This window comes from Streptodolium elevatio, from assembly GCF_040649515.1.
Lineage (GTDB): Bacteria > Actinomycetota > Actinomycetes > Streptomycetales > Streptomycetaceae > Yinghuangia > Yinghuangia elevatio.
Genome location: NZ_JBEZFP010000117.1, coordinates 1 through 13,688 on the forward strand (window position 1 = coordinate 1; position 13,688 = coordinate 13,688).

Annotated in this window: 12 protein-coding genes; 8 read left to right on the forward strand and 4 right to left on the reverse strand. The window is 69.3% G+C overall.

All coding sequences use genetic code 11. The features are described from left to right. A partial coding sequence (locus AB0C36_RS32800) for an LLM class flavin-dependent oxidoreductase (RefSeq protein ID WP_358361382.1) occupies nucleotides 1-451 on the reverse strand: 451 nt, incomplete at its 3' end. Between the two features lie 299 nt (nucleotides 452-750). On the opposite strand from AB0C36_RS32800, the gene AB0C36_RS32805 reads away from it, so the two are divergent. Both AB0C36_RS32805 and AB0C36_RS32810 read left to right on the forward strand, forming a co-directional pair. Further along, nucleotides 751-1,941 carry an amidohydrolase family protein gene (locus AB0C36_RS32805; RefSeq protein WP_358361385.1) on the forward strand — a complete coding sequence of 397 codons (1,191 nt, stop codon included), beginning with the start codon at nucleotides 751-753 and terminating at the stop codon, nucleotides 1,939-1,941. Between the two features lie 47 nt (nucleotides 1,942-1,988). Continuing rightward, complete coding sequence (locus AB0C36_RS32810) at nucleotides 1,989-2,435, forward strand: nuclear transport factor 2 family protein (RefSeq protein ID WP_358361388.1); 447 nt, start codon at nucleotides 1,989-1,991, stop codon at nucleotides 2,433-2,435. An 85-nt stretch (nucleotides 2,436-2,520) separates the two neighbouring features. Here AB0C36_RS32810 and AB0C36_RS32815 read toward each other — a convergent pair whose 3' ends face one another. Next, nucleotides 2,521-3,945 carry an aldehyde dehydrogenase family protein gene (locus AB0C36_RS32815; RefSeq protein WP_358361391.1) on the reverse strand — a complete coding sequence of 475 codons (1,425 nt, stop codon included), beginning with the start codon at nucleotides 3,943-3,945 and terminating at the stop codon, nucleotides 2,521-2,523. Nucleotides 3,946-4,129: 184 nt separating this feature from the next. Here AB0C36_RS32815 and AB0C36_RS32820 point away from each other — a divergent pair, with 184 nt between their 5' ends. The 5 genes from AB0C36_RS32820 (at nucleotide 4,130) to AB0C36_RS32840 (ending at nucleotide 9,284) form a co-directional block, all read left to right on the forward strand. Further along, on the forward strand, nucleotides 4,130-5,239 hold the full coding sequence (locus AB0C36_RS32820; protein WP_358361394.1) for a zinc-binding dehydrogenase: 1,110 nt from the start codon (nucleotides 4,130-4,132) through the stop codon (nucleotides 5,237-5,239). A gap of 95 nt (nucleotides 5,240-5,334) precedes the next feature. After that, nucleotides 5,335-6,147, forward strand: coding sequence for an enoyl-CoA hydratase/isomerase family protein (locus AB0C36_RS32825; protein ID WP_358361397.1), 813 nt, complete (start codon nucleotides 5,335-5,337; stop codon nucleotides 6,145-6,147). A 10-nt stretch (nucleotides 6,148-6,157) separates the two neighbouring features. Further along, complete coding sequence (locus tag AB0C36_RS32830; RefSeq protein ID WP_358361400.1) at nucleotides 6,158-7,279, forward strand: acyl-CoA dehydrogenase family protein; 1,122 nt, start codon at nucleotides 6,158-6,160, stop codon at nucleotides 7,277-7,279. Then, on the forward strand, nucleotides 7,276-8,283 hold the full coding sequence (locus AB0C36_RS32835) for an acyl-CoA dehydrogenase family protein (RefSeq protein ID WP_358361402.1): 1,008 nt from the start codon (nucleotides 7,276-7,278) through the stop codon (nucleotides 8,281-8,283). Before AB0C36_RS32830 ends, AB0C36_RS32835 begins: the two co-directional genes overlap by 4 nt. A 32-nt stretch (nucleotides 8,284-8,315) precedes the next feature. Further along, nucleotides 8,316-9,284: an LLM class F420-dependent oxidoreductase gene (locus AB0C36_RS32840; RefSeq protein WP_358361405.1), complete on the forward strand. Its 969-nt coding sequence runs from the start codon at nucleotides 8,316-8,318 to the stop codon at nucleotides 9,282-9,284. A 108-nt stretch (nucleotides 9,285-9,392) separates the two neighbouring features. On the opposite strand, the gene AB0C36_RS32845 is transcribed toward AB0C36_RS32840, so the two are convergent. Together AB0C36_RS32845 and AB0C36_RS32850 are read right to left on the reverse strand one after the other, a co-directional pair. Next, a complete protein-coding gene (locus AB0C36_RS32845; RefSeq protein WP_358361408.1) occupies nucleotides 9,393-9,542 on the reverse strand; it encodes a hypothetical protein in 150 nt (49 codons plus the stop codon). A gap of 60 nt (nucleotides 9,543-9,602) precedes the next feature. Further along, on the reverse strand, nucleotides 9,603-12,431 hold the full coding sequence (locus AB0C36_RS32850) for a family 78 glycoside hydrolase catalytic domain (RefSeq protein ID WP_358361410.1): 2,829 nt from the start codon (nucleotides 12,429-12,431) through the stop codon (nucleotides 9,603-9,605). Between the two features lie 277 nt (nucleotides 12,432-12,708). Here AB0C36_RS32850 and AB0C36_RS32855 point away from each other — a divergent pair, with 277 nt between their 5' ends. After that, nucleotides 12,709-13,611, forward strand: a complete 903-nt coding sequence (locus AB0C36_RS32855; RefSeq protein WP_358361412.1) for a DUF72 domain-containing protein — start codon at nucleotides 12,709-12,711, stop codon at nucleotides 13,609-13,611. Nucleotides 13,612-13,688 lie beyond the last annotated feature (77 nt).

Genomic DNA, 13,688 nt, shown 5'->3' on the forward strand with positions numbered 1-13,688 from the left:
ACTGCTCCCACATGCGCACGATCTCGCGCGAGACCTCGTCCCACTCGGCCTTGGTCGAGTTGGTGTCCATGATGTTGAACGAGGCGACCTCGTGGGAGCCGGCGCCGCGGCCGGTGCCCCACTCGAAGCGGCCCTCGGTGATGTGGTCCAGCATCGCGGCGCGCTCGGCGTACCGGACGGGGTGCTCCTTGCGCGGCGACAGCGAGTTGATGCCGGTACAGAGGTGGATGCGCTCGGTCTTTGCCGCGACGTAGCCCATCAACACTTCCGGGGCCGACATGTGGGAGTACTCGGTCAGGGCGTGGTGCTCACCGAACCAGACGTACTTCCAGTTGTGCTTGTCCGCCTTGATCGCGAGGTCCAACTCGCGGCGCAGGCCCAGATGTTCGGACGCACGGTCGTGCGCGGCCGGCCCCGGGATGAATCCGTTGAGGAAGATGCCGAACTCCACGGGGAGCCCTCCTGGCTCGTCTGGCGGTGCAGGTTTCGCCCCGCCTGGGCTTGTGGGATGCGTAACGCTTACACAAAATGCTGGAGCACTCAAGGGGCGCTGTGCGGCGGTCGGACCACCGCCGACCAGGCGCGGCCGGGAGGCGGCGTCCCCTTGTGTTTTTTGCGTATTCCGTATTCTATTTTGGTCGGGCCGGAGCTGCCGGCAGCTCGGAGGATCGCCCACGTGACGCGGTTCCGGCTACGCGCCGACGCAGCGCACTGCCCGAGCCGTACCGCTTCCACCACGAGGAGCACACGATGGCGGTCATCGACGTCGACGCCCACTTTGAACCCGCGCGGGACTGGCTGGCCCAGTTCCCGAAGCTGCGTGAACGCCTCCCCGCCTTCCTGCCGGACGACGATCCCGAGTTCGCGCCGAACACACCGGAGCACTTCGCCTACGCGGCGTTCCCACTACGGCAGACGGCGGCGCGGGAGCGGCGGATCCCCGTCTCGGACATGACCACGCCATTCATGCGCGCGATCTTCCCCGACGAGCGCCCTGCGGACTTCACGATCGGCGGGCACTCGCAGTGGCAGGAGGTCGATCCCGCCGCCCGGGTACGCCTGTTGGATCAGCAGGGCATCGCCGTGCAGAACATCCTCTCCGGGCTCGGCATGGTGTACATGTCGCTCATCCGCGACACCGAGCTGGGCAAGCTCGCGGTCAGCTCCCTCAACACGCATATGGCCGCGTCGACTTCGGACCACCGCGACCGACTGCTCCCGGTGGCAATGCTGCGCTATGACGACCTCGAATGGTCGATCGCGGAGCTGCGCCGCATGCGGGAGCTCGGCAGCCGCGCGTTCTTCGTCACCACCGAGGCCATGGGCGGCGTGCCGCTCTTCCACGGCGACTACGACCGCTTCTGGTCCGCCGCGGAGGACCTGGGCATGGTCGCGATCCTGCACGTCGGGCTCGCGAACGCGGTGTTCGACCCGGGCTACGCCAACACCACCGACCCGAGCGTGCTCAGCCGCATCGCGACCGGACAGACCCACCAGATGGGGGAGGTCTTCCTCAACGCGATGGTCTTCGGCGGCGTCTTCGAGCGGCACCCGAAGCTCACCGCGCTCATCTGCGAGCTCGGCGTGGGCTGGGTGCCGTACACGGTGGCCGGCATGGACAGCCGCGCCACCGCGGAGTCGGCGGTGTTCCTGCACGAGTACAAGCTCCCGCTGAAGCCGTCGGAGTACGTACGGCGCAACGTGCGCGTCACACCGTTGCCGAACCAGGGGCAGCTCCCGTTCGAGCTGTTCGAGAGGCTTCCCGGCGTCGCGGTGTTCTCCTCGGACATGCCGCACTTCGAGGGCAACCTGACCCCGGTGGAGTTCTACGAGAAGGAACTCGCGGGCACACCCGCCGACATCCGGGACGGATTCCTGGCCGGCAACATCGCCGAGTCGTACGCCCGGATGGGCGACCCGCTGGTCCTGCCGACCGCATGACCCCCCGCATTCGCAACGTCCCCGCACCCATATGAGGTAGAGACACCATGCACGACCGCCTGGCCGCCCACGAACTTCTGCACCGCTGGTGGTTCGTCTACGACGAGGGGGAGTTCGACGCCTGGGAGGACCTGCTGACCGAGGACGTCTGGTTCACCTCGCGCACTGACACCGGGAACCACCCGCACGAGGAGTTCATCGCCTCGGACAACCGGGGGCGCGAGGCGGTTCTCGCGTGGCAGCGGGCGCACCGCCTGGCGAGTCCGTACCCGCTGCGGCACAACGGCACGAACATCCATGTCATCGGGGAGACCGAGGACGAACTCTCCTTGTCCTCCTACATCCACGTGACCTCGGTCGACGACCGGGTCCCGTCCAACATCGCCAGCGGTATCGTCCGGGCCGTCGCTCGTCGTGAGGAGGGCGTCTACCGTCTCGCCCAGGTCCACGTCGTGCTCGACACGATGAAGGCCGTGGCCTTCTCCGAACGCTGACGCGGTCGCGATGACACGCGTGCGGGGTAAGCCGGGCGTACGACCGGCCTACCCCGCACGCGTGCGTCCCGTGCAACTCGACGGACTACAGCTGGATCGCCTGCAGCTCGTAGTACTCCTCGAGCCCTGCCTTGCCGAACTCCCGTCCCGTGCCGGAGAGTTTCATTCCGCCGAACGGTGCCGCGGTGTTGAAGCCGCCGCCGTTGACGTCCACCTGGCCGGTTCGCAGCCGCCGCGCGACGGCGACGGCGGATTCCTCGTCCGGGCCCCAGACCGCACCCGCGAGGCCGTAGGGCGTGCCGTTGGCGATCCGAACGGCCTCGTCCACGTCGTCGTAAGGAAGGACCACCAGCACCGGGCCGAAGACCTCTTCCTGGGCGATCTCGGCCCGTGGGTCGGCGTCCGCGATGACCGTCGGGCGGGCGAAGTATCCCCGTTCGAGTCCGTCGGGCGGAGCGCTGCCGCCTGCCGCCACGTTGGCGCCGTCGGCCACCGCCCGGTCGATGAACCCGCGTACCCGGTGGCGCTGTGCGGCGGAGACCAGCGGGCCCTGTTTGGTCGCCGGGTCGCTTGGATCGCCCGGCGTGAACCTGGCCGCAAGAGCCGCCGCCGACCCGACGGCGTCCGCGTACCGCTCGCGCGGGACCACGAGACGCGTGACGGCCAGGCAGGTCTGCCCGGAGTTCAGCAGGCAACTGCTGACTGTCGCCTTCACCGCCCGCTCAAGGTCGGCCTCGGGCAGGACCACCGCGGCGGATTTGCCGCCGAGTTCCAGCGACACTCGCTTGATGCCGCCCGCGGCGACGGCCGCGACCGCACGGCCGCCCTGTGTCGAGCCGGTGAAGGACACCATGTCCACGTCGCGGTGCGCGACGAGTGCGGCTCCGACTTCGGGGCCGAGTCCACTGAGCATGTTGAAGACCCCTGGGGGAAGGCCGGCTTCGTGGACTGCTTCGGCCAGTACGTACGGCACCAGCGGTGCCACCTCGCTCGGTTTCAGCACAACCGTGCTGCCGCTGAGCAGAGCGGGGACGACCTTGCCGACGGTCTGGAGCAGCGGGTAGTTCCACGGGGTGATCGCCGCGACGACGCCGACGGGGGAGCGGTGGACCAGCGAGTTGCGTACTCGCTCCGGCTCCTCGATACCCTGCGCTGCCTCGATGAAGTCCCGGACGGCGGCGAGGGGCAGACCCGTCTGCAACTTCTCCGCGATGCGGCGCGGGGTTCCCACGTCGTCGACCACGGCCTCCGTGAGCTGTTCGCTGCGGGCCTCAAGCGCCTTGTACACGGCTTCCACGGCGGCGATCCGCTCGGACTGCGGGGTGCGACCCCAGCCCTCCTGCGCCGCGCGTGCCGCCGCCACGGCCTGGTCCGCGTCCTCGGCCGACCCGCGGGGGACGAAGCCGATGACCTCCTCCGACGTGGGATTGGTCACGGCGATCGCGTCCGACCCCGTCGCGTCGCGCCACCGTCCTCCCACGTAGATCGGTTTGGGCGGGTTGTGGGGCATCGAGGGCCTCCTCGTTCGCCGCGCGGCGCATCACGGCCGCGGGCCCGGATCTTGACGTCGTGTCGTCATGATGATGTATTTCATGTATAGGAATTACAAGTTCCTGTCATCGTCGGACCGCTGCCGCGGGGCGCCATCGCCTCCGAACGCGCCGAGGCACCGCGGTCCAGGGAGGCTGCCGACAGTGTTCGAGGGACGCATCGCGGAATTCACCGCGCCGAACGAGCCGTTCGAGATCCGCGAGGTCTCGTTGGCGGGTCGTGGCGTGCTGCCCGGCGAGATCCTGGTCAAGGTGACCCGGGCCAACGTCTGCGGCAGCGATCTGCACGCCTGGCACGGCCGCTTCAACACCCGGGGACTGGGCGGCAAGCTGCCCACGGTGCTCGGGCACGAGATGGTCGGCGTCGTCGCCGCCCTCGGCGAGGGCGTGACGCGCGACACCACGGGTGGCGCGCTGGGCACGGGGACGCGGGTCGTCTTCCCCTACTTCTTCCCGTGCCACGTGTGCCGCTACTGCGTGGCGGGCCGGAGTTCGAGTTGCGGCCGGATGACCATGGCCATGCTCGCCAGTTCCGAAGAACCTCCCTATTACGTCGGCGGATTCGCCGACTACTTCCTCCTTCCGGCCGGCGCACTGGTCTATTGCGTCCCCGACACGCTCTCCGACGAAGCCGTCAGCGGCGCCAACTGCGCACTTGCCCAGGTCATGCAGGCGTTCGACCGGGCGCAGCTCAGCTTCGGCGAGACCGTTGTCGTGCAAGGCGCGGGCGGGCTCGGCCTGTACGCCACCGCACTCGCCAAGGCACGGGGTGCGTCGACGGTGGTCGTGGTCGACGCAGTTGCCGAACGCCTGGAACTCGCCCTGGAGTTGGGTGCGGATGCCGTGGTCGACATCAGTGCCGTCGCCGACGAACGCTCCCGCGTCAAGCGCGTCCACGAACTCACCGACGGCGGGGCCGACGTCGCGATCGAACTCGTCGGCTCGCCCGCTGTCGTCAACGAAGGCGTGAAGATGCTCGGCCGTTTCGGGCGCTACCTCAGCGTCGGCAACATCGGCCACGGACAGACGTACGACGCCGACCCGTCCCGTCTCACGCTGACCAACAAGAGCATCATCGGGGTCTCGCTGTACGAGCCGGGCGCACTGGGCAGGAGCCTTCAGTTCCTCGACGCGGTCCGGGACCGGCTGCCCAAGCGGTGGCTGGAGAGCACCGCGTTCCCGCTCGCGGAGATCAACGAGGCCTTCCAGGCCGCCGACCGACGCGAGGTCGTCCGCGCCAGCATCGTGCCGTGACCGGTTCGATCCGGAGCGAATCGCCGTCGGTCGTGCGACCACGGGTATGCCTCCGTCGGCCTCGTCCGTCATGACATGGAAGCAAGGAGCAAGTTGTGAGTGATCCCGGAGACACCGGCGTCGAATCCCGCGAGCTGGAATACCGCGTGGCCGATCATGTCGCGACCATCACGCTGAACCGGCCGCACCACAAGAACGCGTTCACCATGGAGATGGTCGACGCGTGGGCGACCGCCCTGCGTGACGCCGAAACGGACCCTGAGGTCCGCGTGGTCCTCGTCACCGGTGCGGGCGACGCCTTCTGTTCCGGCGTCGACCTGGGGGTCTTCGCCGATCGCGAGCGCACACCGCTGGCGGAGAAGAACCTGCTGACCAACCGGATCCATCAGGTGGCGTACGCCGCCGAAGCGCTGACCAAGCCGTACATCGCGGCCGTCAACGGTGTCGCGGTCGGGGCGGGCATGGACATGGCGCTCATGGCCGACATCCGCATCGCCGCGAGCTCGGCGCGCTTCAGCGAGGGCTACATCCGCGTCGGCCTCGTACCCGGCGACGGCGGTTGCTGGTATCTGCCGCGCATCGTGGGCACCGCCACCGCGCTGCGCCTGCTGTGGACCGGCGACTTCGTCGCAGCCGAGGAAGCACTCGGTATGGGACTCGTGACCGCCGTGCATGCCGACGCCGAGTTCGCCGCCGCGGCACGGGCGTTCGCGGACCGGCTCGCGAGCCAACCGCCGGTCGCCGTCCAGCTCATCAAGCGCGCCGTCCGCGAGGGCGAGCGACACGACCTGCGCACGGCGCTGGACCTCATCTCCTCGCACCAGGCGGTCGTCACCTCGACGCAGGACTCCCAGGAGGCGCTGGCGGCCTTCCGTGCGAAGCGCCCCGGCGTGTACACGGGCCGATGAGGAGCACGCGATGACCGCCACTCGGCATGACACGAACGAGATCGCGCGCCTCCGACGTGAGGTGCGCGAACTGACCGACGCCTGGCGCGCCGAAGGCCGGTACGTGCCGCGCAGCGACAACTGGATGAGGGGTTTCGACCCCGACTTCAGCCGCGAACTCGCCACCCGCGGGCTGATCGGCATCACCTGGCCGCGCGAATTCGGCGGTGCGGGACAGAGCCAGCGTGCCCGTCTGGCCGTCAACGAGGAGCTTCTCAGAGCGGGTGCTCCCGTGGCCGCGCACTGGATCGGTGACCGCCAGATCGGGCCCGCCGTGCTGCGGCACGGAACGCCCGAGCTCCAGAAGGAGGTTCTGCCCGGCATCGCCGCCGGCCGGTCCGTCTTCTGCCTGGGAATGAGCGAACCCGAGGCCGGTTCCGACCTCGCGGCAGTGCGGACCACCGCGACGGCGGTGGAAGGCGGTTGGCGGGTCAACGGCCGCAAGATCTGGACCACCGGAGCGCACAAGGCCACCCACGCCTACCTGCTGGCACGCACCGCCCGAGGCGAGCGCAAGCACGAAGGACTCACCGAGTTCATCGTGGACATGGACACACCAGGCGTCGAGGTGTCGCCCATCGTCGACCTCGCGGGCGAACAGCACTTCAACGAAATGGTCTTCACGGACGTTTTCGTGCCCGGCCACCGCGTCCTGGGCACCGTCGGCAACGCGTGGCGGCAGGTCACCGAGCAACTGTCGTTCGAACGCGGCGGCCCGGAACGCTTCCTGTCCACGTACCCGCTCTTCGCCCTGGCCGTGCGAGACGCCGCCTCCGTCGGCTCCGACGACCTCAAGGCCGCGCTCGGCCGCCTCGTCGCCCGACTGGCGACACTGCGGCGCCTCGCCTGGAAGGTGGCAACCAGTCTGGACGGCGGAGCCGCGCCGGTCGTGGACGCCGCCACGCTGAAATATCTCGGCAACGCCTTCGAGAACGACGTCATCGACTTCGCCCGTCGGCTGTGCGCCCCCGACCGGCCCGAACTGAGCGCCACGTGGGGACAGGCACTGCTTGCTTCCCCCGGGTTCACGATCCGTGGCGGAGCCGCCGACGTGCTGCTCTCGATCATCGCCAAACAGGAGACGCGGCCGTGAGCGACCACGCAGAGGAACTACGCCGACTCGTCGGCGACATCGTCGGCGGCACCCCCGTAGCGGACAGGTCGTCGAGCGAACTGTGGCAAACGCTGTGGGGATTGGGATTGCCGCTGGTCGGGGTCGACGAGGCCCGCGGCGGCTCGGGCGGCACGTACGAGGACCTGATCGCCGTCGTCCGCACGCTGGGCGAGTACGCGGTCGGCGCGCCCGTTGCGGAAATGGCCGTCACCTCCTGGGTGTTGGCCCATGACCGCGCCGTGGCCGAGCAGACCACCATCGCCTTCGGCGTGGACGCGGTATACGAGGACGAGCTTTCGACACTGCGGATCCCCCGGGTGCCGTGGTTGCGCGACGCAAGTGCGGTCGTCGTGTACGACCGCGCTGGGAGCGTCTCGTACGTCGAGGTCGGCACGCCGGGCGTCGAGGTGCGTGAGGGGACCAACCTGGCCGACGAGCCACGCGACGACCTCGTGTTGCGGGGTGACGCGGGCACCCGGCTGTCCGCGGCACCGCCCATGCCGCAAGTGCGCGCGAGATTGGCCCTGTTGCGCGCGGCCGCGGTGGCCGGCGCGGTTGACGGGGCGTACGCGTTGACCCGCGACTACGTCATGGGCCGCGAGCAGTTCGGCAAACCTCTCGCCCGGATACCCGCGGTCGCGTCTTCACTGGCCGCCATGCGCGTGGCAGGCGTACAACTGGACGCCGCACTGGAACGCGCGGTTGAACAGCTCTCCCCGGCGAACGGCACGTCGAAGGCGTACCTCGCCGCGGTTGCGGCCGCCGCGGTGGTCGCCGCCGAAACCGCGACCACGGTCGCGCGTACCGCCCACCAACTACACGGTGCGATGGGCGTCACCCACGAATACCCCCTGCACCACTACACGAAGCGCCTGTGGTCCTGGCCCGGCGAGGTCGGATCCGAGGCGCACAGCGCCGAATACCTCGGGGCGTTGGCGCTGGAACACGGCGAATCGGCCGTCTGGGACGAGTTGACCGGGTGAACGGCCCGCCCGTCGGAAGGGAACCCCGCACCGTGCAAAGCCCGTTGCGCTACGGCATCACCATGCCGTTCCCCGCGCCTCTCCCTGACCATCCCGGGATCGCCCGCGAACTCGCCGACGCCGGCTACACCGACGTCTGGAGCATCGAAGTCGACGGCCTCGACGGCTTCACCCCGCTGACCTTGGCCGCCGCAGGCGCACCCGAGGTGAACCTGGGCACCGCGATCGTCTCCCCGTACACGCGCGGCCCGGCGCTGCTCGCCATGACCGCCGCATCGCTGGCCGAACTCGCGCCAGGACGCTTCCACTTGGGGCTCGGAGCCGCGTCGCGCCCTATCGTGCAGGACTGGAACGGCACCGCGTACGACCGGCCGTACCAGCGCGTCCGCGACACCGTGCGTTTCCTGCGCGCCGCCCTCGCGGGGGAGCGCGTCGCCGAGCGCTACGACACCTTCGAAGTCAACGGATTCCGGCTCACCCGCCCGCCGCGGACACCGCCGCCCATCTACCTCGCGGCGCTCCGCGAGGGCATGCTGCGCCTGGCGGGACGCGAGGCGGACGGGGCGATCCTCAACTGGCTGTCCGCGGACGACGTCAAACGCGTCGTCCCGTACGTCCACGAAGGCGGTTCCGGGAAGGAAATCGTCTGCCGGGTCTTCGTCTGCCCGACCGAGGACGCCGACGCGGCGCGCGCGACGTTCCGCCGCATGATCACCGCGTACCTGAACGTCCCCGGTTACGCGAACTACCAGCGCTGGCTGGGCCGGGGAGACCGCCTGCAGCCCATGTGGGACGCGTGGGAGTCAGGAGACCGCCGCGCCGCGCTGGCGGCCGTACCGGACTCCGTCGTCGACGAACTCCTGGTCCACGGATCACCGGAGCAGTGCCGCGAGGCCATCCGGCGCTACGTCGACAACGGCGTCACGGTGCCGGTGGTCTGGCTGATCGACGCGGGCACCGGATCCGACCCCGTCGCCGACGCCCTTGCCCTGGCCCCGTGAGCCGAACACCCGAGGCAAGCAGTTGGGTTGAACACCTGAGCACAACAAGAAGGCCGATGCCCCGCATCCGGGGCGTCGGCCTTCCGCGGAGCTGTCGGGTAGTTCCCATCAGTGGGCGGCGCCTTCGAGTTCTTCGACCGTGTGGCGGGAGATGTTGACGGACAGCGGCTGCCACGACTCAAAGCGTACGGTCCCGGCGCGGCCGTGGAGTTCCAGCAAGTCGACGTCACCGCGGGCGGGCCGGGCGATCGATTGCATGACCGTGACAGGCCCAGCACGGCGGGCGCTCCGACGCCGAAGTCCGGAGTGCGAGATCGTTCAGACGTTGTCGTCCGCGTATCCCAGGAATCGGTGTTCCAGTTCTGCGAGCAGTTCTTGGCCGCGCGGCGCGAGGTCGCCGAGCTGGCGGAGCGTCAGGTCCATGCCGGCGTCGGCCTCCGGCCTCTCCAGGTGCTCCGCGACTTCGGGCCAGTACCGCAGCATGGCGTCCTTGAAGATCTCCAAAGCCCTCTGGTCGCCGCGCAATTCGGAAACCCAGGAATCCAGGGTGAAGCGCGCCGCGGCGACCTTGGGGGCGGGGATGGTCCACGCGTGGTGTCCGGCGCCGACATCGGGGAGGGACCCGGCGCCCAGCAGGTCCACGGACGCGGTGGTGTTCGGTGGGACGTCTGCTTCGACAACGAGTTCGTCGCCGTTGATCCGCCACGCCACCGATGCCGGCCCGTACGGCGTGCGCAGCACGGCCTTGGCGTACGTGAGCCCGCCGCCGGGACGTGGCGCGATGCGCAGGCGTCGATAGCCCGGCTCGGCGCAGTCGAGGCCGGCGACGGTGCGGTAGAGCCAGTCGACGACCGCGCCGAGCGCGTAGTGGTTGAACGACGTCATGCCGTCCCGGTTCACGGTGCCGTCCGGGCGCATGCTGTCCCAGCGCTCCCAGATCGTCGTCGCGCCCTGGGTGACCGGGTACAGCCAGGATGGGCACCCGCGCTCCAGGAGCAGCCGATATGCGGTCTCCAGGTGACCGTTCTCGGCGAGGGCGTCGCAGATCAGGGGAGTTCCGAGAAAGCCGGTGCCGATGCGGTGCCCGTTGTTCCGGACGAGCGCGGCGAGCCGGTCCGCCGCGTGCCTGCGCTGCTCTGCGCCGGGCAGCAACGCGAATTGCAGGGCGAGGGAGTATGCGGTCTGGGCGTCGCCGATGATGCGGCCCTTGGAGGTGACGTACTCGTCCTGGAACGCCGTCCGGACAGCTGCGGCGAGTTGGGAGTACTGCCGCTCCTCGTCTTCGAGCCCGAGTACGGCGGCAGCTTGCGCCACCAATGAGGCGGAGTGTGCGAAGTACGCGGTCGCGACGACCTCGGCGGGCGTCTTCGCGGCCTGCGGCTGCCCGGCGGGTGCGCTCGGGTCGAGCCAGTCGCCGAACTGGAAGCCGGTGTTCCACAGCCGATCCGGCCCCGCCAGCTCGGCCACATGGTCGACCCAGGCGCGCATGCTCGCGAACTGGGCGGCCAGTACGCCCTTGTCGCCGTAGCGCTGGTACAGCGTCCACGGGACGACGGTGGCCGCATCCGACCACCCCGCCGCCGCCAGGTCGGCGAAGGGCGTGACTTTGGGGACGATGCTCGGCGCCGCGCCGTCTGCCCGTTGCTCCAGGGCGAGATCGACGAGCCAGGACCCGAGGAACCCCGCGGAGTCGTACAACTGGCAGGCGGTGGGGGAGAACACCTGGATGTCGCCGGTCCAGCCGAGACGTTCGTCGCGCTGCGGGCAATCGGTGGGCACGTCCAGGAAGTTGCCGCGCATGCCCCACACGGCGTTTTCGTGGAGGCGGTTGACGAGTTCGTCGGACGACTCGAAGAAGCCGACGCGCTCCATGTCGGAATGGATGACGGCCGCGCGTACGGCGTCAGGGTCGAACTCGCCCGGCCAGCCCGTGACTTCCACGTAGCGGAAGCCGTGGAAAGTGAAGCGTGGCTCCCACGTCTCGGGGGCACCGCCGCGCAGGATGTAGCGGTCGGTAGCCTCCGCGGTCCGTAGCGGCTCGACGGCCAACTCGCCGTCCTGAAGGACCTCGGCGTGCCGAAGAACGATCTCCTGGCCGGCCGCTCCGTCGACCGTGAGGCGCAGGCGCCCCACGAGGTTCTGGCCGAAGTCCATGACCGTCTTCCCGGACGGCGATGTGGTGATGGCGACCGGCGATAGCTCCTCGGTACGGCGAACCGGCGGACCTGTCGGCGCCGCCAGGACAGCCATGTCGAAAGGCTCGGCGCGGACGCCGTGCCAGTTCTCCGGCCGAATGCGCGCGTCATGGGTCTCACCGTCGTACAGGCTTGCCCGCAGAGCGGGCCCCGGCGCCGCCTGCCACGTCCCGTCGGCGTCTGTGGCGACGGTGAACACCCTCCCATCCGCCATGACGATCTCCAACTGCGCGAGCAGCGCCAGGCGTTCGCCGTACAGCGCCCGGCCGCCCTCCCAACCGAGGCGGCCCCGGTACCAACCGTCCGCGAGCGTGGCGGTGAACTCGTTCGCGCCTTCGTGCAGCAACTCCGTGACGTCGTACGTCTGGTAGCGCAGCCGCTGGTCATATGCCGTCCAGCCGGGCGCAAGCACCTGGTCGCCGATCCGGGCGCCGTTCAGCTCGGCTTCGTATACCCCCAAAGCGGTCGCATACAGGCGAGCGGTGCGTACCGGACCGTCCAGCTCGAACGGGCGGCGCAGCACGGCGCACGGGTTGTCCTTCGACGCATCCTCGTCCCAATCCGGCGAGACGAACCGCGCAGTCCAGTCGCTCTCGTCCAGCAGGCCGGTCTCCACCCAGGTCACGTCGCTCCACGCCGACCAGGCAGGGTGCGCGCGGTCCGCGCTTCGCGCCGCGACTCGCACGCGCACGCCGACGCGTTCGCGCGACTCCAGCGCCGCGAACGGCCACGACACCAGTACGGATTCGTCCGACTCCCGGGCCACCGAAGACAAGCGCTTCCCGGCGGAATTGACAAGCTCCAGCTCATAGATGCCTTGTCGCCACCCGTCCGCGGTGGTCCGCGTAATCCACGACAGCCGCGGTTCACGCCACCCGATGCCCAGCGTGTCGCGTACGTTTTCCACTGTGGGTGGCTGCACGGCCGTGTTGGGTTGCGGCGTCGGGGTCATCACGAACTCCTTGGCGTTGCAGCGGCAGACCTGTTCAAGACCGGCGGCACAGGGATGATCATCTGAAACGTTTCATTAGGCCTGAAGTCGAAACCTTTGAGGCAAGTTAACGTACTACTTACACGAAGTCGCGCTCGGGGACAACGGGGCCTCAGAGAGCCGTCGCCCTTCACCGGCATGACCGGCTCCCTTCCTCGGATCTGTCGGCCCGTCGGCCCGGCGACAGCTCGGGTGGCAGACGCCGTGCATCGGGGCCCCGGCGGGGTAGTCGCCGCTCATGGATCGCATATCGGTGGGTACGTGCTCGTGGACCGACGCTGCCCTCAAAACCAGCGGTTGGTATCCGCCTGACTGTTCTGATCCCGAGGCCCGACTGCGTTACTACGCACAGAAGTTCGACGTGGTGGAGGTGGACGCGACCTACTATTCGCTACCCAGTACGCGCAACAGCGAGCTGTGGGTCGAGCGAACACCCGATGAGTTCACCTTCGACGTCAAAGCGTTCTCCTTGCTCACCGGCCATCCCACCCGGTCGGGATCCCTGCCGCCGGAATTGCGCCCATTGCTGGGACGTGGACGGGGTCGGCCGGACGCCCGTCTTTTGGACGAGGTCTGGCAGCGCTTCAGCGGCGCTCTGCGTCCCCTTCGTGATGCGGGACGCCTCGGGACACTCCTCTTCCAGTTCCCGCCGTCATTCGCTCCTGACGAGCCAGCCACCCAATTCCTCGTCGACTGCGTCGAACGGGCAGGAGACTGGCCGGTGGCAGTCGAGTTCCGCCATCCCGGCTGGTGGCGGGACGACAACATCCATGCGACACAGGCGCTTCTCAAGCGCTTGGACGCCGCCGCGGTCGCCGTCGACATGGCACAGACGCTGCCCGCGTCCATCCCGCCCGTAGCGCCGGTCACCGCGCCCCGGCTCGCGGTGGTCCGTTTCCACGGGCGCAGTCGGGCGTGGGGGACCGGCTCCAAGGAGGACCGGTTTCGTCACGTCTACTCGGCCGACGAACTGAGCGAATGGGTCCCCCGGTTGCGCACACTGGCCGAGCAAGCGGACCGGGTGCACGTGCTGTTCAACAACTGCTGCGCCGATGCCGCGGTGCGGGCGGCCGAGAAGATGGAACAACTGCTCCACGCAACCCGTCGGGCAAGTGACGCTGCGCGGGCGTCGGCCGATTGACCCGGCATCACGTGCGCGGTTCCGGGCCAGGAGGGCGCGCGTGCGCGGCGCTGTCCGCGCACGCGCGCGACATGCTC